Origin of the sequence: Mesorhizobium sp. M1A.T.Ca.IN.004.03.1.1 (assembly GCF_003997555.1) — a bacterium.
Lineage (GTDB): Bacteria > Pseudomonadota > Alphaproteobacteria > Rhizobiales > Rhizobiaceae > Mesorhizobium.
This window is the reverse complement of sequence record NZ_RZTV01000017.1, coordinates 42,355-64,876: the sequence shown is the minus strand read 5'-3', so window position 1 is coordinate 64,876 and position 22,522 is coordinate 42,355. Positions and strand designations below refer to the sequence as shown.

Here is a 22,522-nt window from a genome sequence, read left to right as displayed (position 1 = left end):
CGCTGGTCGAGACCTGGGACGCGCTCGGCATCCCCTATGCCGCCTCCGGCCGCCCGGCCGTCGCCAAGAGCGACCGGGTTATTCCACTCCTGGTGCCGAAGTCAGGCGGCTGAAGCCGCCCGTCTCACACCGTCTTCATCCATTTCGCCAGGCGATTTGCCGCTTGCTCGAGCTGATCGAGGCGGCGGTGGAAGCACAGTCTGAGGAAGGCCTCTCCGCCGGGGCCGAAGGCCGTGCCGGGCGCCAGGCCGACATTGGCGTTGTCGACGATGTCGAAGGCGGCGGCGCGGGAATCGGTGATGCCGTCGACGGTGAAGAACAGGTAGAACGCACCTTGCGGCACGGTGAAGCGCGCCTTGCCGGTGGCACCCAGGATGTCGCAGACCAGATCGCGCGCCGCACGTGCCCGCTCCACCTGCTCGACGATAAAGCCGTCACCCTCGTCGAGGGCCGCAACCGCGCCGCGCTGCATGAACTGGGCGACGCCCGAGGTCGAATACTGGATCAGGTTCTCGAACACCTGCTGCAGCGCCGGATGGGTCTTGATCCAGCCGACTCGCCAGCCGGTCATCGCCCAGTTCTTGGAGAAGCTGTTGACGAACAGGATGCGGTCTTCCGCCGTTGCGATATCGAGGAAAGACGGCGCGCGGCCGTGGCCATAGTGGAACAGCGCATAGATCTCGTCGGCGATGATCCAAAGCTTCTTCGTGCGGGCCAGATCGAGGATCGCTTGAAGCGTTTCCTTGTCGGCTGTCCAGCCGGTCGGGTTCGAGGGGGTATTGATGAACAGCGCCTTGGTACGCGGCGTTATGGCGGCTGCGATCTTGTCGACATCGCAGGACCAGCCATTGCCGGACTGGTCGAGCGTGACCGGCACGGGAACAGCGCCGGCAACACCGGCGGCGGCAGCGAAATTCGGCCACGCCGGCGAGAGATAGACGACCTCGTCGCCGCTGCCGGCGATCGCGTCGATGGCCAGTTGAATGGCATGCATGCCCGAGCCGGTGACGATGAATTCTTCCTCGGCGAAGCGCTGGCCGAAATGCCTGGCATAGTAGCGGGCGAGCGCCTGCCTAAGCTCGGGAATGCCCTTCTGCCAGGTGTAGAAGGTCTCGCCATTGGCGAGGCCGCCTGCGGCGGCATCGCTGATGAAGAAAGGCGTCGGCAGGTCGCCCTCTCCGGCCCAGAGAGGAATCAGGCCTTCGCGCAAGCGGCCATGATTGACGACGGCGACAATGCCGCTTTCGGGGGCAGCACGGGCTTCTGCGCGCAAGGTCTCACTCAGGATCATGGACAAATCCGTGCTCGTTTTGCTGCGCTCTTACCAGATCACTGAACAGAAAACCCCAGCCGCAAGCGGCCGGGACTTTGGTCCAGCGAGAACGTTGGATGCGTTATTTCCTGGCGAGCAGGTCGCGGATTTCGGTCAGAAGCTGGACATCCGCCGGCGGCGGCGCCGCGGCAGTCGCAGGCTTCTCTCGCTCCAGCCGCCTGCGCAGATTGTTCACCGCCTTGACCATCAGGAAGATGATGAAGGCGAGGATCAGAAAATTCAGCACGACGGTGATGAAGCTGCCATAGGCGAAAACGGCTCCCTCTTTCTTGGCTTCGGCCAGCGTGGCCGAGTGCACATTGGAGGACAGCCCAAAGAAGTAATTGTTGAAGTCAAGCCCGCCGAAAATCGCGCCGATGATCGGCATGATGATGTCATTGACCAGCGAATCGACGATCTTGCCGAAGGCGGCGCCGATGATGACGGCGACGGCCAAGTCCATCACATTGCCCTTGGAGATGAATTCCTGGAATTCTTTCAGCATCCGACCCTCCTTGCCATAACGGGCCGCGCTGCCGCCCCGGCTCTCCGGCGCCGGCCCCGAAGCCACAATAACAAAAACCCCCAGTTGCAAAACCGGAAAAAGGTCGGAGCCGCCGGTTTGTGCCTAACCGGTTCGCGCTTCTGGGCGTCACCAAGCACCTATGCGCCGAAAGCCGCGGTGGACTTGGCGTCAAAGCTGTGGTTGCGTTTGATAACCGGACGAGCAGCCGGTCAGGAAGGAAGTTCGAACCGTGCAAGGCTGGTTCGTCGTCATCATCGCGATCGCCTATGTGACGCTGCTTTTTGCCATCGCCAGCGTCGGCGACCGGCGCTCCGTGGCAGCCGGACTCGGCCGCGCACGGCCCTCCATCTATGCGCTCAGCCTCGCCATCTACTGCACCTCCTGGACCTTCTTCGGCTCGGTCGGGCTCTCCTCCGAGCGGGGTCTCGAATTCCTCGGCATCTACACCGGCCCGGTGCTGGTCTTCGTGTTCGGCTTCCCGCTGCTCAACCGCATCGTCCGGCTGGCAAAGAGCGAAAAGATCACCTCGATTGCGGACTTTCTCGGCGCCCGCTACGGCAAGAGTTTTGCCGTCGCGGCGATCGCGACCCTGATCGCCACGGTCGGCGCCGTGCCCTATATCGCGCTGCAGCTCAAGGCGATCTCCGGCTCGGTCAGCCTGATGATCGAGCACTATACGGGATCGCCGCCTTCCTTTGATCCTTTTGTAAGCGACATCTCGCTGGTGGTGGCGATGCTGCTGGCGCTGTTTGCGGTCCTGTTCGGCACCCGCCACGCCGACGCCACCGAGCACCAGGACGGGCTGGTGCTGGCGGTCGCGGTCGAGACGGTGGTCAAGCTCGCCGCCTTCCTCGCCATAGGCCTTATGGTCACGTTTCTCATCTTCGGCGGCCCCGGCGACATGCTGGCGACGCTCGGGGCGAATGCCGAGGTGCGCCAGGCGATGGGCTACAACACGTCCTTGGTCACCTGGCTGGTGCTGACGACCTTGAGCGGCTTCGCCATCCTGATGCTGCCGCGCCAGTTCTACGTCACCATCGTCGAGAATCGCAGCGAGGCCGAGCTGCGCACCGCGACCTGGGTGTTTCCGCTCTATCTCGTGGCGATCAACCTCTTCGTCCTGCCGATCGCCTTTGCCGGGCTGTCGCTGGTCGGCGCAAGGACCAGCAGCGACCTCTACGTCCTGTCGCTGCCGCTATTCAGCGGCCACGACGTGCTGGCGATGATCGCCTTCATCGGCGGCCTGTCGGCGGCCACCGCCATGGTCATCGTCGAGAGCGTGGCGCTGTCGATCATGATTTCCAACGACCTCGTCATCCCGCTGTTCGTGCGTCGATTGCTCAAGACCACTTCTTCGGAGAACGAAGACTGGTCGACGCTGATCCTGAACGTTCGGCGAGCGTCGATTTTCATCATGCTGTTCATCGCCTTCCTCTATTACCGCGAGAGCACCAACAGCGCGCGGCTGTCCTCGATCGGGCTGATGTCCTTCGCAGCGATCGCGCAATTCGCGCCCGCCCTGGTCGGCGGGCTGATCTGGCGCCGCGCCAATGGCCGGGGCGCCGCGCTCGGCATGGTCGCCGGCATCGCGGTCTGGGGTTACACGCTGCTGCTCCCTTCCCTCGTCGGTCCCGGCTCCGACTTTGTCGTCCATGGACTGTTCGGCTTCGAGGCGCTGAGACCCCAGGCGCTGTTCGGCACCCTCGGCGAGCCGCTGAACCACGGCGTGCTGTGGAGCCTGTCAGTCAACACGCTGTTCTTCGTGATGGGTTCGCTGTCCCGCGCATCGGTGCCGCTGGAGCGCATCCAGGCGGCGATCTTCGTGCCGCGCGAGGCGGGGCCGATGCCAAGCCTGCGCCGCTTCCGCACCGCGGTCACGGTCAATGACCTCAAGGATACGATTTCCCGCTATCTCGGCGTCGAGCGCACCGAGCGCTCCTTCCAGTCCTTCGAGAAGAACGCGAACGTCTCCCTGCACGGCAAGGAACAGGCCAGCATGGACGTCATCCGTTTCTCGGAGCAGTTGCTGGCGAGCGCCGTCGGGTCGTCGTCGGCGCGGCTGATCCTGTCGCTGCTGTTCCGCCGCAACGACCGCGACTCCAAGGATGCCTTCCGGCTGCTCGACGACGCCACCGAGGCGCTGCAGCACAACCGCGACCTGCTGCAGATCGCGCTCGACCAGATGGAGCAGGGCATCACCGTCTTCGACCGGGATTTGCGGCTGATCTGCTGGAACCGGCAATACCGGGCGCTGTTCGATCTGCCTGACGAGATGGGCCAAGTGGGCGTGTCGCTCGACCAGATCCTGCGGCATCTGGCCGAGCGCGGCGATATCGCCGCCGACCAGCGGGTGACGATGCTCAACCGGCTGACCAGCTTCGTCGGTCCTTGGCAGATGGAGCTCAGGACCAGCGGCCGCATCCTGGAGCTGCGTTCCAACCCGATGCCCGACGGCGGCATCGTCGCCACCTATGCCGACATTTCCGGCCGCGTCGAGCAGGACCTGGCGCTGAAGCGGGCCAATGAATCGCTGGAGCAGCGGGTCAGGAGCCGCACCGCCGAGCTCACCCGCGTCAACGAGGAGCTGGCGCAGGCGCAGATGCTTGCCGAGGAGGCCAATCTCAGCAAGACGCGCTTCCTCGCCTCCGCGGGCCACGACATCCTGCAGCCGCTCAACGCCGCCAGGCTCTATTGCTCCTCGCTGATCGAAAAGGCCGGCAAGGGGCCCGCCGGCAGGGCCGCGACCAACATTGAATCCTCACTGGAATCGGTCGAGACCATCCTCGGCGCGGTGCTCGACATATCGCGGCTCGACGCCGGCGCATTGAAGCCCGAGGACACCGCCTTCAGCCTCGGCGGGCTGCTTGGCCAGATCGGCAACGATTTTCGCCCGCTCGCCGCCGAAAAGAAGCTCGGCCTGAAAATCATGCCGTCGTCGCTCGGCGTGATGACCGACCGCAATTTGCTTCGCCGGCTGATCCAGAACCTCGTTTCCAATGCGATCAAATACACGCGCGAAGGCCGCATATTGGTCGGCGTGAGAAGGCGCGGCGAGCTGGCCGAGATCCAGGTGATCGACACCGGCATCGGCATTGCCGCTGACAAGCTGAACACCGTCTTCCACGAATTCACCCGGTTGGACGAGGGCGCTCGCGAGGCCGAAGGCCTTGGCCTTGGCCTTTCCATCGTCGACCGCATCGCCAGGGTTCTCAGGCTCGAGATCCGCATCTTCTCCAGCCCCGGCAAGGGCACGCGTTTTTCCGTCATCCTGCCGGTCGCCGCGATCGCGGCGCCGCCGCGCGAGACGGGAAAGGCCTCCGCGCGCGCGCCATCCTCACTTGCCGGACTCAATGTGCTGTGCATCGACAATGACGCGCGCATCCTCGACGGCATGCGCCTGCTGCTCGAAGGCTGGGGCTGCAGCGTCGAGACCGCTTCGGGATCGCAGGACCTGATGCGCCCGGGTGCGGCAAGGCCGGATGTGGTGCTCGCCGACTATCATCTCGACGGGGGTACCGGGCTCGACGCCATCGCCAGGCTGCGCGCCACCTACGGCAAGGATCTGCCCTGCGTGCTGGTCACCGCAGACCGCTCCAGCGAGGTGCGCACTGCTGCTGGTCTGCTTGATGTGCCGGTGATCAACAAGCCGCTGAAGCCTGCCGTGCTGCGCTCGATGATGGCAAGGGTCAGGGCACTGGCGCCCGCGGCGGAATGATCAGCTCACCGGCTGCAGCGGGTCGCCGCCGATCTTGGAAAGCTGGATGACCGCCTGGGTGCGGCTGTCGACGCCGAGCTTCTGCAATATAGCCGAAACATGCGCCTTGATGGTGGCTTCGGAGACGCCGAGCTCATAGGCGATCTGCTTGTTGAGCAGGCCTTCGGCCAACATGCCGAGCACCCTCGTCTGCTGCGGCGTCAGCGCCTGCAGGCGCTTGATCAGATCGGAAATCTCCGGGTCGCGCTCGACGCCGAGCTCGATGCCGGCGGGTGCTGCGATATCGCCGGCAAGCACAGTCAGGACGGCGCTGCGTATCTCCTCCATGCTTGCCGATTTGGAGATGAAGCCGGACGCGCCGAGATCGAGCGCGCGGCGGATGGTGGCTGGATCGTCATGAGCCGACACCACCACCAGCGGCACCGAGGCATGGATGCCGCGCAGCGAGATCAGTCCGGACAGGCCGCTGGCGCCCGGCATCGACAGATCGAGCAGCACCATGTCGATGTCTTCATTGGCGACGACCAGCGCCTTGGCGCTTTCGAAATCGCCGGCCTCATGGATGGCGGCAACGTCGCCTATGCCGGCCAGCGCTTCCTTTAGCGCGCCGCGAAATAGCGGATGGTCGTCGGCAATGACGAAAGTGTGGCCCGACGGCAAATATTCCTCCCCGGATCCCATCGCCGGTTGTGTGCTTTCTTACGGGATCGGAACGATTATGCGGCGGCGCGGCGCGTTTTCAAGCGGCAAAGGCCGCGCGCGCAGGCTTTTTCCCGGGAGCTCAGGTCTTTTGCGGGCTGGGCTTCGTGGCACCGTCGCCTTCCTGCCTGTCGATGTCCTTGACGATATCCATGAAGCTGCGGAAGAAGCGCTCCATGTAGCTCATCGTCTTGTTGAAATCCTCCTCGCTCGGCAGTTGGGACTCCAGCCGGGCCGAGAGCGAGTTCTCGAGCTTCGCGACGCGCTCGTCGAGTGCCTTCACCGTGCTCTGCAGCCGGTCGATCTCGTCCTGGAAGGCGGAGCGCTCGTCGGCGGCCAACTTGCAGACGAGCTGGCCGGAGCGCTCCTCGCAGATCGACATGGCGCCGGTCTGGGTGTCCATTCGGACATAGCCGTTGGCGGACTTTTCGAGCCGATAGCGGTCCGTCTCCTCGGAATAGGCCGATGCGGCGACCAGCGAGCAAAGCGCCGCCGGGATTAGAATGTGCTGCAGACGCATGTTATCCTCCATGAGCCGTTGTGCGAACAATATCACAGGTTTGCGCCTGAAATGGGGAAGAGTTCGCAAGCACCCTTTCCCCCATGTATCGTTCGGACTATAGCGCGCCAATGTCTCAGTTTATCTACAAGATCGCGCCTGAAGCCATGTGGCGCGAAGCGGAACGGAACGGCCGCTTCACCGGAGCGCCGATCGACATCGCCGACGGCTTCATCCACTTTTCCACCGCAACTCAAGTGCGCGAGACGGCGGCCAAGCATTTCGCCGGCCAGGCGGACCTGCTTCTCATCGCTGTCGACGCGGCAAAGCTGGGCGACGCGCTGAAATACGAGGTGTCGCGCGGCGGCGCCCTGTTCCCGCATCTCTACGCCGCGCTCGCCCTCGACGCCGTGCTCTGGGTGAAGCCGTTGCCGCTCGGCGCCGACGGCCACGAATTCCCGCCGCTGGAGGACGAATGAGCGTGCTCGACCGGATCGGCCAAAAGCTGCTTTTCTCGTTCGACCCGGAAACGGCGCATGGCCTGTCGATCGCGGCTTTGCGCTGCGGCCTGCCGGCCGCCTCGCCTCCCCCGCGCGACGCGCGGCTCGAGGTCAGCGTCTGCGGGCTCGATTTTCCGAACCCGCTCGGCATGGCGGCCGGCTATGACAAGAACGCCGAAGTGCCGGACGCGCTGCTCAAACTCGGCTTCGGCTTCGCCGAGGTCGGCACCATCACGCCGCTGCCGCAACCCGGCAATCCGAGGCCGCGCATCTTCCGGCTGACCGCCGACGAAGCGGTGATCAACCGGCTCGGCTTCAACAATGAAGGGCATGCGGCCGCCGAAAGACGGCTTGCCGCGCGCAAAGGGCGGCCGGGTATTGTCGGCGTCAACATCGGCGCCAACAAGGACAGCGCCGACCGCATTGCCGACTATGAGCGCGGCGTCGCCCGCTTCGCGGCCCATGCCAGTTATCTGACGGTCAACATCTCCTCGCCCAACACGCCGGGCCTGCGCAACATGCAGGCGCGCGAGCAACTGGGCGAACTCCTGTCGCGCGTGGTGGCGGCGCGCGCGGCTGCGTCGGTTCAGCCGCCCATCTTCCTCAAGATCGCGCCGGACCTCGTTGAAGCGGAACTGGAAGACATCGCCGCCGAAGTCATCGAGAAAAAGATCGACGGGGTTGTCGTCTCCAACACGACGCTTGCCCGGGTCGGGTTGCGCAGCGCAAGTCTGGCCGGCGAAGTCGGCGGGCTGTCAGGCAAGCCGCTTTTCGAGCGCTCGACGGCGGTACTCGCCCGGATGCGCAAGCTGCTCGGCCCACAAGTGACGATCGTCGGGGTCGGCGGCGTCGACTCGGCGGAAACCGCGCTGGAGAAGATCCGCGCCGGCGCCGATCTCGTCCAGCTCTATACCGGCATGATCTATGCCGGCCCGGCGCTGCCCGGCCGCATCGTTGCCGGCATGGCGCGGTTTGTGGAGCGCGAGCGGCTTGGCTCGATCCAGGATTTGCGCGACTCGGCTTGCGAGCGCTGGGCTTCAAAGCCGATCAGCTGAATGCCGTGCGCATCCTGAGCCTCAGCACCGCAAGCAGGCTGAAACCCCGCACCAGCAAAAAGACGTGCAGCGCGGCCCATAGGCCGTTGTTGCCGAAGGCGGGTGCCAGCGTGATCAGTGCCGCGGCGAAGGCCAGGAAAGACAGGAGCATCATGTTGCGCATGTCGCGCGACCAGGTGGCGCCGATGAAGACGCCGTCCATCTGAAAGGCGAGCACGCCGCTCAGCGCGGTGAAGGCCGCCCAGGGCAGATAAGTGTCGGCGACCGCGCGGACCTCCGGAGCGGTTGTCACCATCGCCACCAGCTGTGCGCCGGCCGTCAGCAGGATAAGACTGGCGACCGCCGCCAGGCCAACGCCCCAGATCAGCGTCAGCCGGACGGCTTGCCGGAAAGGAGCGGCCGCATGCGCGCCGATGGCGCGGCCTGCCAATTGCTCGGCTGCGGTGGCAAAGCCGTCCAGGAAATAGCCGGCGACGAGGAAGAAGTTCATCAGCACGGCATTGGCGGCGAGCGTCACCGTGCCAAACTGCGCGCCCTGCCTGGTGAACAGCGCGAAGGCGGCAAGCAGCGAGAAGGAACGGATCATGATATCGCGGTTGAGCGACAGCATGCGCCGATAAGCCGGCAGGTCGAGGATGCGCCGGCGCGACGGCCGCTCCAGCTTGCGGAATCGCCTCAGCACGATGGCAAGGCCGAGCAGCATGGCCAGGAACTCGCCGGTGACGGTCGCCCAGGCAACGCCCGCCACGCCCCAGCCGAGCTCGAGGCCGAGCAGGAAGCAGAGCAGGATGTTGATGCCGTTGAGCACGGCCTGCAGCATCAGCCCTATCCCACCCTCGCCACGCCCCAGCACGTAGCCCAAGATGGCATAGTTGATGAGCGAGAAGGGCGCGGCAATGAGCCTGATGCGGATATAGACCGACATCGCCGCGCTGACACGCGGCTCGGCGCCCATGAACCACTGGCCGCCTACCGCAAACAGCGGCGCAAGTGCTGCAAGCACCACGCCGGCGACGACCGCGATCAGCACGGCCCGCCAGAGCACCGCCTGCTCCTCCAGCGGATCGCCGCGTCCGAAAGCCTGAGCGACGAGGCCGGTGGTGCCGGAGCGCAGGAAGTTGAAGGTGGTGAAGACGACGTCGAAGACCAGCGCGCCTGCCGCCAGTCCGCCGAGAAGAGCCGCATCGCCGAACTGCCCGATCACCGCGGTGTCGACGATGCCGAGCAGCGGCGTCGTCAGATAGGCAAGCGTCATCGGCACCGCGATCGCCAGCACCGACCGGTTGGTGACGATGAAGGTCCCGGCGTTGATGTGGGTCGCACCCTTGTCCAAGGATTGCTGCCTTGCTCATTGCGGCTTGCTAGAACGGCCGATGTGCCCCAGTTTGCCGCTGCCGCGCAATCGCCATCGGGTGACGGCCAACCGAATTCCAGCTCTGGCGCAGGCCGCCCCATCATGCCTTTGCAGATCGTCCACCATCCCGACTACGACGCCGGCTTTGCCGTCAATCACCGCTTTCCGATGAGCAAATATCCGTTGCTGATGGAGGCTTTGCACAGCCGCGGGCTGGCAGCAGCGGGAGCGCTTTCGATGCCGGAACGGGCGCCGGCGGCGTGGCTCAAGCTCGCGCACGAGGCCGGCTATGTCGACCAGGTGCTCACTTGCGAGGTGCCTGAAAAGATCGAGCGCGAGATCGGCTTCCCGGTCAGCCAGCGCGTGTCATTGAGAGCGCAGCTAGCAACGGCAGGCACGGTGCTGGCGGCGCGGCTGGCGCTGAAACACGGCATAGCCTGCAACGCCGCCGGCGGTAGCCACCATGCCAGGCGTGCCCAAGGCGCGGGCTTCTGCACCTTCAACGACGTGGCCGTGGCTTCCCTGGTCCTGCTTGCGGAGGGCGCCGTCGAAAACATCCTGGTCGTCGATCTCGACGTGCATCAGGGCGACGGCACGGCGGACATTTTGAAGGATGAGCCGCGCGCCTTCACCTTTTCCATGCATGGCGAACGCAATTATCCGGCGCGCAAGATCGCCTCCGATGTCGATATCGCGCTGCCGGACGGCACCGGCGACGCTGCCTATCTCGACCGGCTCGGCGCCATTCTTCCAGAGCTTTGCGCAAGGCGGCGCTGGGACATCGTGTTCTACAATGCCGGCGTGGATGTCCATGCCGAGGACCGGCTTGGCCGGCTGACATTGACCGACAACGGCCTGCGCAGCCGCGAGGAGCTGGTCATCAGCCATTTCCGCAAGGCCGACGTCCCGCTATGCGGCGTCATCGGCGGCGGCTATTCGAGCGACGTGCCGGCGCTTGCCGCGCGCCACGCCATTCTGTTCGAGGTCGCGGCCGCGTATGCCTGACGCTCGCCAGGCTACTTCCTGTAGCTCGCAATCCTGAGCAGGATAAAGGCGGGCACGACGATCGCGGCGCCGAGCAGGATATAGCCCAGGAAGCGGTCGAGAGTATGGAAGCCGAGATTCCACAGGTCGATGAAGAACTGGCGGATGCCGTAGAGCACGTCCATCGGCGACCAGCCGAAAGCGTGCATGACGAGGCCGACAAGGAAGGAAACCACCAGCAGCTTCACAAGCACCCTGAGTGGCGTATCGCCGAGAAAGCGTGTCAGTGCGGACAAGGCCGTTCTCCGGTTCGAGCTGCCCGATTCGGGGCGCGACCTCAGAAATACGCACTCGGATACCCGGCATCAAGCCGAAGGCCGCGCGCGAAGCTATTGTGCCGGCGGCCTTGATAGCCCGATCCGGCCGGCACACGTGGCTCGCTCGGTCAGATTCTCCACCGGAAGATGCGGGCCCAAAGCGGCCGGTCGCGGTAGACTTCCCTGGAGCGCCACAGCCTGTTGTAGCGGTTGCCGCCGCCGATACCGAGGTGCGATATCGGCTTGCCGCCCCGCTTACGCTTGATCGCGACCGGCTCGCCATCATGGCTGAGGCAATGGCCGAAATCCGCGGACGGCTGAAGAGGCGCGGCAGATGGCACAGACCTGAGGGCTTCGCCGACGATGAGGTCTTCCGGTTCGCAGGTCAGCGCGACGGCCTTGCCGAACAAGGTCGGGCCTGTGGGGCAGAGCGCAGTCGGCCCGTAATATTCCCGTTTCACATTGGCGCAGACAAGCTCGATCGCCTTGGCGAGCGCCTTGTGGCGAGGCGGCGCGGCAACAACCCCGATGCTGGTGTCCCACGGGGTCGAGCTGAGGAAATCGCGAAAGATCGACAATTTTCCATCGGCGCGAGGCACTCCGCGCAGGAAGAAATAGGAAAGATCGGCATAAAGGCCGCCTTGCTCATAAAGCAGACAATATTTGGCGAGGTCCGCCTTGTATGAATAAGGTCGCAGCGTCCTGAAAGCCGAAAGCACCTCTGCTCCGAAATGCGTCGAAATGAACTCCGCCAACTCCGCTTCCCGGAACAGGCGGTGCTCGTCGCCCGGATGAGCAGCCGTGAGCGAGTGGATGTTTTCGGCAACGAGCCCGGAAAGGTGCTCGGTGCCGTCGTCGGTGATCAGAATGCTGAAGAGAGGCATCCGGCTTCCGTCTCGATCAAGGTGCCTTGGTGAGCCTTCAACTTGCCCCAGTCGCGCCACTGGTGGGGACTGGCCTTCAGATAGGCCAGGTGCCGATCGGCGAAGTCTTGCGCGGCGCTCTGGATCAGTTCGGCCTTGTCCTGGCTGCGATCAAGATCGATCGGATTTTCCACAGTCACCCGTATCTTGCCTGTGCTGTCGTCACGAACGACGAAGACCGGCAGCAGGGGAGCGCCGGCGATCCTGGCCAACCGGGGCGCGCCGCCCGCAAATTCAATGACCGACTGGCCGATTCGCGCACGCACGAGCAACTCACCCTCCCAGGCGCCAGCGGTGATGGACGCAAACTTGCCCTGGCGAAGCACCCGCCTGGCCTCGTTCATGCTGGCGGCGGGATTCGCGCGGTCGATCACGATACGGCCCGCGGCATGTCTGAGCTCGACGCCGGTTCTAATCGGGTTGAGGAACCGGATGCCGAAGCGCGATTTCGAGAAACCGTGCTCGGGCCTGCTGACATGGAAGACATCGAAGCCGGCTTTGGCGAAAACCATCTTCGCCGCAAGCGCATTGAAGGCGAAATGCGCAATCCACAGGACGGCGCCACGGCCCTGTTCGCGCGCCGCATCGAGATGCTCGGCGCCGAGGAGTTCGATCTCGGGTCGCCAGCCGACGAGCCACTCGCGGACGATCTGGATGTTGTGTTCGCTGCGCATCGCGTCGACCCGGAGCCGGTCCTCGCGGCCGGCTATGCCAAAGGCGGCAAGATCCGGTTGGTCACCAACGTCGCGCCGAGACTCAGGCGCCCGTTTCAGCCGCTCCAGCCAAAGGCAGACACTGCGCCATCTCTTCTCAGGCACGAAAAGAGAGACGAATACAAAAACAGGAAGCCTCAGCAGGAATCCGAGATCTTCCACAGCAAAGGCTTTTCCGGAGCGAGAGGCTCGCTTCCTCTTCCGAACATTGATTTCCAAGCTGGGTCCCCACCCTTAACCCCTGAGCCATTACCATGTTGTGGCGCGGCGTCAAAGCGCCGGTGGATGGCTCTCGGCTTTCAATGTATCGCCGATTGCTAGATGCGGGGCCATCATGGTAACGAGGCTGTTGCGCGGGTATGATGTAATGGTAGCCTGTCAGCTTCCCAAGCTGAACGCGCGGGTTCGATTCCCGCTACCCGCTCCACCTTGCGCTGCAAGGGTTTGAGATGATTTCGCAAGTGACCAAAACAGGCGGTTTTACACCGAGTTTTACACGATCTGTTCAGGATCGGTTCCATCTGGATCCGTCCTGACGCCCGCTACACGACATCGCGGCGCTGCTCGTCCGGGCAATTTACCTGCCGGTGATCGTCATCTATCGGGGTTCTTCAGTGGCTCGTCTCAGTCGATTTTCAGAACCGTTCGTCCTGCTAACGCGGCCAAAAACCGTCCTCTGCGTCGCTGAAATTCAATTGCAAGGCCTCGACCTGCGGATGCGGCTTAGTAAACCGCATCTCATATGGAACCCCGCCTGCATCCAGCGCGGCGCGTACCGCCGGCATATTGATTGTGAGGGCTACCGGCTCTCGACAAAACAAGACAATCCCGCTTGGCGGCGGATTCGATATACCCATGGTAGCGCCGGTTTTCACTGACCAGCCTTGGTCCTTGAAGAATTTGACAACTTGGGCTTGGACCTTGATTGATTCGGCACTCCCAGCGTCTCTGGACACCATTAGCTGTCCAGCCGGGTAACCGCTTAGGGCTTTTGCCATTTTGGCTAGCTGATCGGGTTTCAGCAGCCTGGGATCATAAGCCGCTTCATCCAACCTTCTTTCGAGTTCGGCAATCCTTGCGCTGGCTTGCTCTGGAGTCGCACCTCCAGTCTTCTCCTTGTACGCCTCTATGCGCTCCTTCAAGGTTTCGATACGCTCGTTCGACATAAAACGCCCCAAAAGCCATCCGGCAAAAAAGATGGCCGCCGCCAGCGTGGCGAACTGCCAACCCGCCTGAGACACAAGCGGCCAGACCTTTTGAAGCTGTTCCAGAAACGCCCCCATGGACGTTATCTAGCAGAGGGGTCGCTAACTCGCCAACGTCACTCCCGGGTAGCAGCGTGTTTTCCCACTGACCCGCTAACCTGACTGCCCCGGTGGCGTGTCCGCGGTAAACTGAACGCTGCAGCGCAGGCGCCGCCTGTAACTCAGCCCCTGGTAAGGCTAACTACGAACGACCTGATGAGGTCTTCCGCACCTTTTATCGCCATCGGCGCTGTGCCCAAGAACAAGGGAGCCTCCGACGAAGCCCTTATCCTAACGCCAAACCCGTCAGAATTGGCGAGTTCGCTGGCCTCCTCGTCTGACAGCATGGCGAAAACATTTACGTATGCGCCTTGGATCTCGCGGCCGCATCTTTCTGAGAGATCGATAGCGCGGTCGCCACTCATACCTATTAGCAATTCTACTAGGGGAATTGCGTCAGGTGCTCTTCACGACCCTGCGCTTCAATCACGGCATGCAGATAGAAGGAAGGCTTGATAAAGCCAAGGCAGATCTTGTGATGCCCATAGAGAGAGTCCCTTTCTCCTCTCACATACAAGGCGTTGTTTCTTGATTGCACTGTCCACTGGACTGGCGTTTCGCCGTCAGTGACGACCGCCAGGTTACGAAGCTCCACATGATCGACCAGCCTGATTCCGTCACTTGTGGTGGAAGCTGATATCTCGAGGAATTCCGGCGGGATGCCCATGTCCGAAATGTAGCGAGCAATTTTAGACGACAGAATTTGCGACAACCCCAGAAGGCTTGGTTCCGGATCTCTGAAAGAGAACTGATGCACACCGAACTCAGAGCCCCCTGAAAGATAACGAAGCCTTCCGCCAAGATAGAAGAGAGTGGCGGCGCTCATGCACCTGCCATCGACGAAGCGCCTGGGAACCACGGGGCTGTCAGGACCGCCATTCGTATGGTCGAGAAGGTATTGACCGACATGAGTCGCCATCCAGCGCTCACGCAGGATGCGGCCCATGTTCATGGCTGCCTGAACGTGTCCACCGCCGGAGTTAATGTAAACGTCAGTCCTGGGCGGCACGCCGGAACTCTCAAGGAAATCCAGAAAGCGTTCGTCGTCCTGCAGTTGGATGGGACCCGATGCGTTCACGCAACGATGCCCGCCGAATGCTATCTCCATTGGAGTCTGGGGCGGGGTATACTCAAAGATCAAATAAGCCCCCTCAATGGCGCAATGTTCCCTTCCGTTATTTATGTATAGTGCGTTGTTGCCGCAATAGCGACCACCGGACCGAACCGGATCGCCCGCCACCGATGAAGGCTTACCTGGTAGCCTCGTTCAGCTTCCGGATCCGTTCCTTGATCGCCGCGCTGCGGCTTACATAGCGACGGATGATGCGGGAGACGGTTTCTTCCTCCCAAGCCATGATCTCGGCGATCTCGCGCTCCGTCAGGCCGGCGATGTAGAACTTCGTGCAGGCGGTGCCACGCAGGTCGTGGAAGTTGAGGTTTTCGCCTTCCGGCCAGGCGTCCTTCTTTGCCTTCACAAATGAGCTGCCCAGGCCGTCCTTGACCCACGGCCGGCCCTTGCTCGAGGTCAGGATCACCGGCGAGCGGCGCGGGATCTTCGCCAAGACGTCGCGCAGCGCGTCATAGAGCGGGATCACTGCCTCGCGGCGGTGCTTGCTCTTGCCAGTAGTTATAGTGATGGCGTCCTCTCCGACATGCGACCAGGACAGCCGGAGCAAGTCGCCGACCCTTAGACCGGTGTGCGCGGCCAAGTCGACAGCATGAGCTACTTCCGCGGAGCAGAACTTCCTTAGATGCTCGATGTCCGCTTCGGTCCAGATAATTTCTGACCGATCGTGATCAGTGCGGTTGTAGATCTGCTTTATGCCCTCGCATGGATTCGAAGAGATTTTTCCCAGAGGATCGACGGCGTACGCGAGGAGACGAGAGAGAACCTGCATTCCGTAATCGGCCGTCCTCGGCTTGTCTGCATACTTCGCCCGCCACTGCCGAATGATTGGCCTGATCTTCTCGGGCCGGTCGAATTGGGCTATGCGAAGCTCCCCGAAATGCCCGCCGATCCGGTCGAGCCACGGGCCCCAGTTTTTGCGGGTGGAATCCGCTAGCTTCTTATAGTCGGCGCTGGCCTTATAAAGCGTCACAAGCGAACGGACCCTGCTGCTATCGGTCGACTGTCGATTGGTAACCGCCTCGTTGTACGAGGCCAAAAACTCGGGTGACCCAGGCTTGCCAGCCAGCCGCGGACCGCCACGCCATGCATACCAGTAGACGCGACCCTTCGCCGTTACTCGGTGTAGGCCTTTCAGTTCAATTGTGACCATGCTTCGCCTCAGACGCAGCGAGTTCTCGATCAAGCTCGTCCATGGAGCCGGCTTCGCCGCCAACTTGCAAATTGGAGTGGGCGTCCAGGGCATGATCCAACGCTCGACGATCCCAAACCTTGCGGCCGAGAAGCTGCACAGGCCCCGGCATCTTGCCGATCCGGACGAGTTTGTCGAAATGCGTTGGGCTCACTCCGACATAGGATGCTGCCTCCCTTCGGTCATACCCCCGACGTGCTTCTGGCGATAAAGGATAGATTAGTTCTGCTGTGAATGTCATTGCGATCTCCTAACCGTAAGCGTTATAGCGGCCGGTCGGCGGGTCGTTGATTTAACGCCCGCCGGTCGCGATGCGCCTAGATCGTAAGCGATGGTTTGTGTTCGATGAGTTGAACAGGTTGCTGCTTTTCGATGGACGCTTTCTGCAGAGCGTCAAGATCGAGCTTCATAACCGCAGCGTAGAATTCTGCAGAGCAGAGAGCTTCTTTCAACTCATCTCTGAAAAAGGTGAACTTCTCCCGCCCAAAGCTGGCGGCGACGAGTGACGCGAGCAGAGGTTTCTCGCGCCCCCGCCCTTCACTTCTACCTGCGAAGGGCTTGGCGCGCGTCCTTGCCCTGTCCCTGTGGCGAACGGGATGCAGTTTCCAGGATTGGCCCACCCCGAATTGTAGGGCGCAAATCGATGGTCGATTTTGAGAACGGGTCGAGGAACCCGATGCACGCCATGTTGCCGCTATCCGCCAGGCCTTGGAGGATGCGGGAATTGTTTTTGACCCCGAAGGGCCGTTGCTACCTCGCTCCGAAATCCCGAATGATGACCCGCACACGGACAATAGGATGTGACGGCGGCGGCAGACGAAACGCGCGCCCTGAAACACCCTACGCTTTCTTGCGGTGAAGGTCTTTCGGGCGGGTGTCTGGCGAATATGTCAGCGTGATACGCTTGCCGCCGCAGACCGCGCATTTCATCTTCGGCCGCAGATCCCATTCCATGGCGGGCGCATCGGGGCCGAAGCGGTCGCGGAGCGCTGACAGATCGAGCCGCTGATGCCGGTGGCAGTCGAGGTAGCCGGCTGTGACGGACATGCGCGCGTCGATCAGCTCTTGCAGCGTCCAGCCGTTACCCACTGAGGCGATATAGGTTGCGAAGATAGCGACTGCTAAACGCAGGAACCGACCTCCCGCTGCGCTTCGGCCTAATGGCCCTTGATATACCGCGCCTCACGAAGAAGCGAGGCAACTTCGTAGCCGACCCGGTCAATCAGGTCATGCGCTTCCGCTTCGCTGATGCCCGTTTCTCTAACGAGAAAGCGCACCCGAAATTGACGCTCTGGGCTATCACAATCTACCCGTTCTTTTTTGCCATTTTCCATAGGTTCGGCGCTGTCGAAAGTCGGTGCCCGCCCGCGGCATAGAGATGCCAGCTGGACGGTAGGCGGGGCGACCCCAAGGCGCGCTCCTACCCAGGTGTGATAAACAAACGGCGGTGCCCGGCTTGCCTTGGGTGGCGGGAGTAGGTTCGGCTCCTTTTTTGGCAAGCCGGGCTGTACGCCGGTAGGTGGCTTAGGTGTGCTCCCGACGCGGTCGAAGAGTGTCCGATTTGCCGCCCGGCTCGCAACTGCGACTGAAGTCTTAAAGCCAACTGCATTCGTCCTAGTCGTGAAACATATAGCCGGGTTCCGCGGTGACGAACAGCGCTGGATCCGGGTCACGAATGAGGCAGACGGGGTTGTTAACAGGTACGCGTTCAAGTGACCTGTTGTAACCGGCTGTTGACCCTGGCGAGCCGCTCCGATTTGCAGTTTACGCAGGTCAAGTGAGGCGGCCCGGCCTGCGTGCGGGGAAAGTCGGGGGACGACTAGAGCGGGGCAGGCCGGGCCTCTACCCCGTTTTGCGAGCCGGGGCAGATGGACATTATGCGCCGCCTTTGCAGCGGCTGACATTAACATTTCCTAATGCAATGCACAGATCCACCGGAGCTCAGGCCGCCAAGCCGCCTTCTCGGTTCTGCATCGCCTCCAGGATCACTTCGAACACCGTGCCTACCTCCTCGCTGATCTCGTCGGGGCTAATGCCCGTCTCGCTCAGCAGCCTTTAGGGCCTCTTCGACGAGGTAAACGATGGCCATTGGTTCGTCCGTGATCGCATTCGGCAGATGATCCGCCATCCACCGGTCTAAGAAATTGATCCCGCGCGTGGTCATGGCGAGAGAAGCCGGAAGGCGGCTTTAGGTTCCTTCTTCGCTGATGCTCTGCACGGCACCATGCCGTAGCTTTGGCTGTTTCTAAGATGGCGGACCCAGACTGTTATGCTGCCCGGTTTCACCCATTCAACCGTCGGGTCGATAATGGCCGGGGGGCATCGGCGGGAGGCGCCACTCTGGTGTTCTGCACGAGCTGATGCAGGCGATCGCGGAGCTGCTTCCGAAGCGTGATGGGCGGTCCGCATACTTGCCGTCTCGGGCAACGATACCGCTGCGGGCTTGCACGCAGGCACACGGAGTCAGCAACAATGGAGACTAGCTCCACCCCCCGGAACGAAACCAAACAAGCAATCGCGCGTTGGACGCGATTAAGCCATTTCGTCTCGGGTTTGGGATGCGTGAGAGTGGTCAAGCCAACGTCGCGTAAGGCAATCCCTGGGTGGAGCGCTCCTCAAGCGAAGTCGCCTATTCGTGACCGGACCAAATTAGCGCTTCCCACTTTTCGGCCCGTCCAGCTGGCAACGCTCGTAGACACCGTCCCTGCCGGCGACCGCTGGATCCACGAAATGAAATATGACGGCTATCGCATTCTTGTTGCCGTCGGCGGCGGCGAAGCGCGGGCCTATACGCGATCTGGCCTGGACTGGTCTCACCGTTTTCCTTCCATTCTTTCGGAAGCCCGCAAGCTCCAGGTCCGCTCCGCCCTGATCGATGGCGAGGCCGTCGTTGTCGATGCCGACGGAAGATCAAACTTCCAGGCGCTTCAGAACGCATTAAAGGGTGCGCCAGCCACCATCGACTTTTATGTCTTTGACCTCCTTCAACTCGACGGTGAAGATCTCACCAGGCGTCCTCTCCTTGAACGCAAGGAGAAGCTCGAGGCAATTTTGCCCGCGAAGAACCCAGTCCTTCGTTACTCCGATCATATCCTCGGTCGCGGAGAAGAGCTGCTCGATCGCTTTTGCGCGGCCGGTCTCGAGGGAGTTGTTTCGAAGCTCGCCGATTCGACTTATGTGGGAGCCCGCGGCGGAAGCTGGCTCAAGATCAAGTGCATCAAGCGGCAGGAATTCGTAATTGTCGGCTGGACGCCGTCCGACAAGGTCCGCGCCTTCCGGTCATTGATTCTGGGGGTGCATGACGGTGGCAAGCTGCGTTATGCCGGGAAGGTCGGCACCGGCTTCGATACGGCTGAACTTTTCCGTCTCATGAGGATCATGGCACCGCTCGAGCAGAAGGCCGCGACCGTCGAGGCCCCGCGAGCCGAAGTTCGCGGAGCACACTGGCTTCGCCCCAAGCTGGTCGCGGAGATTGCTTTCACCGAGATGACCAACGAAGGAACGCTGAGACATCCGAGCTACCTCGGTCTGCGCGAAGACAAGAAGCCGGAGGCGGTCGTTCTGGAGACGGAACGTCGCACGACCAAGCTGACCACGTCGCCGGCAAACACCATCGCCATCAGCAACCGTGACCGTGTGATCTATCCGGAGTCCAATATCACCAAGGGCCAGCTCGCGGACCACTACGCGGCCATCGCGGAGATCATGCTTCCCTGGGTCGGCAGTCGGCCGATCAGTCTGGTCCGGTGCCCCCAGGGCCGGGCCAAGAAGTGCTTTTTCCAGAAGCATGATGCCGGGAGCTTTGGCGACAAAGTCCACCAAGTGGGTATCACCGAAAAGGACGGCCACGAGGAGCCATACCTTTATGTCGACGATGCCGCTGGGCTGATGACCTGCGTCCAGATGGGAACGATCGAGCTGCATGGGTGGGGAGCTCGGATCGAGGATGTCGAAAAGCCCGACCGCCTCGTCTTCGACCTCGACCCCGATGAGGGTCTCGATTTCGAAGCTGTCCGCGCGGCTGCCTTCCAGTTTCGTGATATTCTGAAATCGCTGGGACTCGCGACCTTCCCGATGTTGACGGGAGGCAAAGGGGTGCATGTAATCGCGCCCCTCACCCCTCAAGCCGAATGGCCGCAAGTAAAAAACTTCGCGTCTCGCCTCGCTCAAGCTGTCGCTCAGAGCGATCCGGCCCACTTCACGGCCGCACTGTCAAAGGCGCGCCGGAAAGGTCGCATCTTTGTGGACTATTTGCGCAACCAGCGCGGGGCGACCGCGATCATGCCCTACAGCGCAAGGTCTCGACCGGGCGCGCCCGTCGCGGCGCCGATCACCTGGGCGGAGATGAAGACGATTGATGCGCCCTCTCATTTCCACGTCGGCGATGCTCCTGAATTGAAGAAACGTGCAGCCTATAAAGCTCTGGCGGGATGGGGTCGCGCCGACCAATCGTTGCCGAATCTGTAGCGCCCCACTCCGGGAAAACGGCAGCAAGCATGGAGTTCTTCGCTGCCCTTGCCTGATTGGAACCTGCGGAGATCGGCCCCGTTTGCCTCGACAATGGCAAAACCCGATTCAAGGACCGTCGCCAGTCTCCTAAGGGAATACGCACATCGCTCGTCGCTGCGCGGGGGCAATCCCTATCGCACCAAGGCTTACCTGCGCGCGGCCGATAGTCTGGCTGCGTTGTCGCAGCCGCTTGACCGGATCATCGCCGCAGGCGCCCTCACTAGAATCCCGGGGATCGGTGACGCGATCGCAGACATTGTGCGCCAGCTCTATGAAACGGGCACGCACCCACGCCTTGAGAAGCTGCGCGAGGAGGTGCCGGCGGGTGTAATGGAGCTGTTTGCCGTACCGGGCCTTCGGCCCGACAAGATACTGAAGCTTCATCAGGCGCTCGGCGTGAACTCGTTGGCCGAGCTCGAAGCGGCAGCAAGGGCAGATCGCATCCGGCCGGTCAAAGGCCTCGGTGCTTCGTTTCAAGCAAAAATCCTGCAGAACCTGGCTATCGCTCGAAGCGGCGAAACACAGCTTCACCTGCACAAGGCCGCCGCCCTCCTTGAGCACGCGATCATTTCCGTGAAGCAAGCGCATCCCGAGTTTTCGCGCGTGGAAATCGCCGGTGATTTCCGACGTGGCTGCGAACTTGTTGCCGACCTCGCGTTGGTCGCGCAGGGGAAGAAGCGGACCGAAATCGAGCAGTCCACCCTCAGGCTTGTCGTAACGGACAAGAAGCACTTTGGCGCGAGCTTCCTCGAAGCAACCGGTTCCGCGGCCCATCTAGAGCAATTGAGGATGTGTGCGGCCGAGAGAGGGTTCGCCCTCAAACCCGATGGTCTCTACCGCGGGAGAAAGCTGATCGCATCAGTGACAGAGGAGGAAATCTACGACGCGCTGGGCCTGCAGTTCATCGAACCCGAACTGCGCGAAGGCAGGGACGAGGTTGAGCGGGCAGCGAGGCGGCAACTCCCTACCCTCGTCCGGGACGAAGATCTGCATGGCATCCTGCATTCTCACACGACCGCATCCGATGGCACCGAGACGCTCGAGGCAATGGCTGAAGCGACCCGTGAGCGCGGGTTCGAGTACTATGGCGTCGCCGACCATTCGCAGTCTGCGCACTACGCGGGCGGCCTCACATTGCAGGAGATTGCGGAACAGCACCGCGAAGCGGATCGGCTGAACAAGAGGTATGATGGAAAATTCCGTATCCTCAAGGGCGTCGAGGCAGACATCCTGGCCGACGGCTCGCTTGACTATCCGGACCACGTATTGGAGCAGTTCAATTTCGTTGTCGCGAGCGTGCACAGCCGCTTCAAGTTGCCGAAGAAAGAGCAGACGGACCGTATCATTGAGGCAATCGCGAACCCCTTCACGACAATCATCGGACACATGACCGGTCGCCAGTTGTTGCGGCGCCCCGGCTATGATCTCGACATCGACAAGGTCCTCAGAACGTGCGCGAGATATGGTGTCGCTGTCGAAATCAACGCGCATCCGTGGCGGCTCGATCTCGACTGGCGGTGGCATCAGAAGGCACTCGACTACGGCTGCATCTTCAGCATCAATCCGGACGCGCATTCGATCCGCGAACTCGATCACATGCATTGGGGTGTCGAGATGGCACGCAAGGGGGGCGTTCCTAGGACGCGGGTTCTCAACGCGATGGGTTTGGCGGCTCTGCTTGCGCACCTTTCAAAGCGCAAGCGCGATTCCAAGACCGGCGGCAACAGCCGCTCGCCTGCGCGGAAAGCTGACGCATAGAATCGAGGTCCTAGCTTTCAGCATAGATTAGCGCTT

The 22,522-nt window shown here is 62.2% G+C and carries 20 protein-coding genes and 1 tRNA gene; 7 read left to right on the top strand and 14 right to left on the bottom strand.

Annotated features, from left to right (window positions below; all coding sequences use genetic code 11):
* Positions 1-124: 124 nt before the first annotated feature.
* A complete protein-coding gene (locus EOD29_RS28955; protein ID WP_127248637.1) occupies positions 125-1,291 on the bottom strand; it encodes a pyridoxal phosphate-dependent aminotransferase in 1,167 nt (388 codons plus the stop codon).
* 103 nt (positions 1,292-1,394) lie between these two features.
* Positions 1,395-1,817 carry a large conductance mechanosensitive channel protein MscL gene (gene mscL, locus EOD29_RS28950; protein WP_067322891.1) on the bottom strand — a complete coding sequence of 141 codons (423 nt, stop codon included), beginning with the start codon at positions 1,815-1,817 and terminating at the stop codon, positions 1,395-1,397.
* Between the two features lie 250 nt (positions 1,818-2,067).
* Here mscL and EOD29_RS28945 point away from each other — a divergent pair, with 250 nt between their 5' ends.
* The gene (locus EOD29_RS28945) at positions 2,068-5,553 is read left to right on the top strand and encodes a PAS domain-containing hybrid sensor histidine kinase/response regulator (RefSeq protein ID WP_127248636.1); all 3,486 of its coding nucleotides are present in this window, start codon (positions 2,068-2,070) and stop codon (positions 5,551-5,553) included.
* Here the strand turns inward: EOD29_RS28945 and EOD29_RS28940 are convergent, their stop codons facing one another.
* Positions 5,554-6,213, bottom strand: a complete 660-nt coding sequence (locus EOD29_RS28940) for a response regulator transcription factor (RefSeq protein WP_066996819.1) — start codon at positions 6,211-6,213, stop codon at positions 5,554-5,556.
* 121 nt (positions 6,214-6,334) lie between these two features.
* Positions 6,335-6,772 (bottom strand): hypothetical protein, encoded by a 438-nt coding sequence (locus EOD29_RS28935; protein WP_095832228.1) that lies wholly within the window; start codon positions 6,770-6,772, stop codon positions 6,335-6,337.
* A 110-nt stretch (positions 6,773-6,882) separates the two neighbouring features.
* Here EOD29_RS28935 and EOD29_RS28930 point away from each other — a divergent pair, with 110 nt between their 5' ends.
* On the top strand, positions 6,883-7,230 hold the full coding sequence (locus EOD29_RS28930; protein ID WP_095799389.1) for a DUF952 domain-containing protein: 348 nt from the start codon (positions 6,883-6,885) through the stop codon (positions 7,228-7,230).
* Positions 7,227-8,306: a quinone-dependent dihydroorotate dehydrogenase gene (locus tag EOD29_RS28925; protein ID WP_127214402.1), complete on the top strand. Its 1,080-nt coding sequence runs from the start codon at positions 7,227-7,229 to the stop codon at positions 8,304-8,306. The genes EOD29_RS28930 and EOD29_RS28925 overlap by 4 nt, the downstream gene beginning before the upstream one ends.
* Here EOD29_RS28925 and EOD29_RS28920 read toward each other — a convergent pair.
* Positions 8,299-9,639, bottom strand: a complete 1,341-nt coding sequence (locus EOD29_RS28920; RefSeq protein WP_164763861.1) for an MATE family efflux transporter — start codon at positions 9,637-9,639, stop codon at positions 8,299-8,301. The genes EOD29_RS28925 and EOD29_RS28920 overlap by 8 nt on opposite strands.
* A 123-nt stretch (positions 9,640-9,762) precedes the next feature.
* On the opposite strand from EOD29_RS28920, the gene EOD29_RS28915 reads away from it, so the two are divergent.
* Complete coding sequence (locus EOD29_RS28915; RefSeq protein ID WP_127239723.1) at positions 9,763-10,665, top strand: histone deacetylase; 903 nt, start codon at positions 9,763-9,765, stop codon at positions 10,663-10,665.
* A gap of 11 nt (positions 10,666-10,676) precedes the next feature.
* On the opposite strand, the gene EOD29_RS28910 is transcribed toward EOD29_RS28915, so the two are convergent.
* From EOD29_RS28910 to EOD29_RS28900, 3 genes are all read right to left on the bottom strand, one after another.
* Positions 10,677-10,940 (bottom strand): DUF6460 domain-containing protein, encoded by a 264-nt coding sequence (locus EOD29_RS28910; RefSeq protein WP_066996803.1) that lies wholly within the window; start codon positions 10,938-10,940, stop codon positions 10,677-10,679.
* A 149-nt stretch (positions 10,941-11,089) separates the two neighbouring features.
* Entirely contained in the window at positions 11,090-11,845 is a 756-nt protein-coding gene (locus EOD29_RS28905; RefSeq protein ID WP_127248635.1) for a glycosyltransferase, read from the bottom strand.
* Positions 11,824-12,816 (bottom strand): hypothetical protein, encoded by a 993-nt coding sequence (locus tag EOD29_RS28900; RefSeq protein WP_127248634.1) that lies wholly within the window; start codon positions 12,814-12,816, stop codon positions 11,824-11,826. The genes EOD29_RS28905 and EOD29_RS28900 overlap by 22 nt, the downstream gene beginning before the upstream one ends.
* Positions 12,817-12,950: 134 nt before the next feature.
* Between EOD29_RS28900 and EOD29_RS28895 the strand changes: the two genes are divergently transcribed.
* A tRNA-Gly gene (locus EOD29_RS28895) sits at positions 12,951-13,024 on the top strand.
* A gap of 226 nt (positions 13,025-13,250) precedes the next feature.
* Here the strand turns inward: EOD29_RS28895 and EOD29_RS28890 are convergent.
* From EOD29_RS28890 to EOD29_RS36135, 6 genes are all read right to left on the bottom strand, one after another.
* Positions 13,251-13,880, bottom strand: coding sequence for a hypothetical protein (locus EOD29_RS28890; RefSeq protein ID WP_127248633.1), 630 nt, complete (start codon positions 13,878-13,880; stop codon positions 13,251-13,253).
* 403 nt (positions 13,881-14,283) lie between these two features.
* Positions 14,284-15,009: a hypothetical protein gene (locus tag EOD29_RS28885; protein ID WP_127248632.1), complete on the bottom strand. Its 726-nt coding sequence runs from the start codon at positions 15,007-15,009 to the stop codon at positions 14,284-14,286.
* A 142-nt stretch (positions 15,010-15,151) separates the two neighbouring features.
* Entirely contained in the window at positions 15,152-16,180 is a 1,029-nt protein-coding gene (locus tag EOD29_RS28880; RefSeq protein ID WP_127248631.1) for a site-specific integrase, read from the bottom strand.
* The gene (locus EOD29_RS28875) at positions 16,167-16,460 is read right to left on the bottom strand and encodes a hypothetical protein (protein ID WP_206520511.1); all 294 of its coding nucleotides are present in this window, start codon (positions 16,458-16,460) and stop codon (positions 16,167-16,169) included. The genes EOD29_RS28880 and EOD29_RS28875 overlap by 14 nt, the downstream gene beginning before the upstream one ends.
* A 599-nt stretch (positions 16,461-17,059) precedes the next feature.
* A complete protein-coding gene (locus EOD29_RS28870) occupies positions 17,060-17,266 on the bottom strand; it encodes a hypothetical protein (RefSeq protein WP_245475467.1) in 207 nt (68 codons plus the stop codon).
* Between the two features lie 110 nt (positions 17,267-17,376).
* Positions 17,377-17,553 (bottom strand): hypothetical protein, encoded by a 177-nt coding sequence (locus tag EOD29_RS36135; protein ID WP_164747402.1) that lies wholly within the window; start codon positions 17,551-17,553, stop codon positions 17,377-17,379.
* A 1,060-nt stretch (positions 17,554-18,613) separates the two neighbouring features.
* Here EOD29_RS36135 and ligD point away from each other — a divergent pair.
* A complete protein-coding gene (gene ligD / locus EOD29_RS28860) occupies positions 18,614-20,686 on the top strand; it encodes a DNA ligase D (protein WP_348630463.1) in 2,073 nt (690 codons plus the stop codon).
* A 93-nt stretch (positions 20,687-20,779) separates the two neighbouring features.
* Positions 20,780-22,486, top strand: a complete 1,707-nt coding sequence (locus EOD29_RS28855) for a DNA polymerase/3'-5' exonuclease PolX (protein ID WP_127248629.1) — start codon at positions 20,780-20,782, stop codon at positions 22,484-22,486.
* Positions 22,487-22,522 lie beyond the last annotated feature (36 nt).

Bases quoted from the DNA above. Each gene is read 5' to 3' on its own strand.
- EOD29_RS36135 (WP_164747402.1), bottom strand. From the start codon at position 17,553: ATGGAAAATGGCAAAAAAGAACGGGTAGATTGTGATAGCCCAGAGCGT.
- EOD29_RS28915 (WP_127239723.1), top strand. From the start codon at position 9,763: ATGCCTTTGCAGATCGTCCACCATCCCGACTACGACGCCGGCTTTGCC.
- EOD29_RS28955 (WP_127248637.1), bottom strand. From the start codon at position 1,291: ATGATCCTGAGTGAGACCTTGCGCGCAGAAGCCCGTGCTGCCCCCGAA.
- mscL (WP_067322891.1), bottom strand. From the start codon at position 1,817: ATGCTGAAAGAATTCCAGGAATTCATCTCCAAGGGCAATGTGATGGAC.
- EOD29_RS28905 (WP_127248635.1), bottom strand. From the start codon at position 11,845: ATGCCTCTCTTCAGCATTCTGATCACCGACGACGGCACCGAGCACCTT.
- EOD29_RS28875 (WP_206520511.1), bottom strand. From the start codon at position 16,460: ATGACATTCACAGCAGAACTAATCTATCCTTTATCGCCAGAAGCACGT.
- EOD29_RS28870 (WP_245475467.1), bottom strand. From the start codon at position 17,266: ATGTCCGTCACAGCCGGCTACCTCGACTGCCACCGGCATCAGCGGCTC.
- EOD29_RS28890 (WP_127248633.1), bottom strand. From the start codon at position 13,880: ATGGGGGCGTTTCTGGAACAGCTTCAAAAGGTCTGGCCGCTTGTGTCT.
- EOD29_RS28925 (WP_127214402.1), top strand. From the start codon at position 7,227: ATGAGCGTGCTCGACCGGATCGGCCAAAAGCTGCTTTTCTCGTTCGAC.
- EOD29_RS28935 (WP_095832228.1), bottom strand. From the start codon at position 6,772: ATGCGTCTGCAGCACATTCTAATCCCGGCGGCGCTTTGCTCGCTGGTC.
- EOD29_RS28855 (WP_127248629.1), top strand. From the start codon at position 20,780: ATGGCAAAACCCGATTCAAGGACCGTCGCCAGTCTCCTAAGGGAATAC.
- ligD (WP_348630463.1), top strand. From the start codon at position 18,614: ATGGGCGGTCCGCATACTTGCCGTCTCGGGCAACGATACCGCTGCGGG.
- EOD29_RS28880 (WP_127248631.1), bottom strand. From the start codon at position 16,180: ATGGTCACAATTGAACTGAAAGGCCTACACCGAGTAACGGCGAAGGGT.
- EOD29_RS28885 (WP_127248632.1), bottom strand. From the start codon at position 15,009: ATGGAGATAGCATTCGGCGGGCATCGTTGCGTGAACGCATCGGGTCCC.
- EOD29_RS28930 (WP_095799389.1), top strand. From the start codon at position 6,883: ATGTCTCAGTTTATCTACAAGATCGCGCCTGAAGCCATGTGGCGCGAA.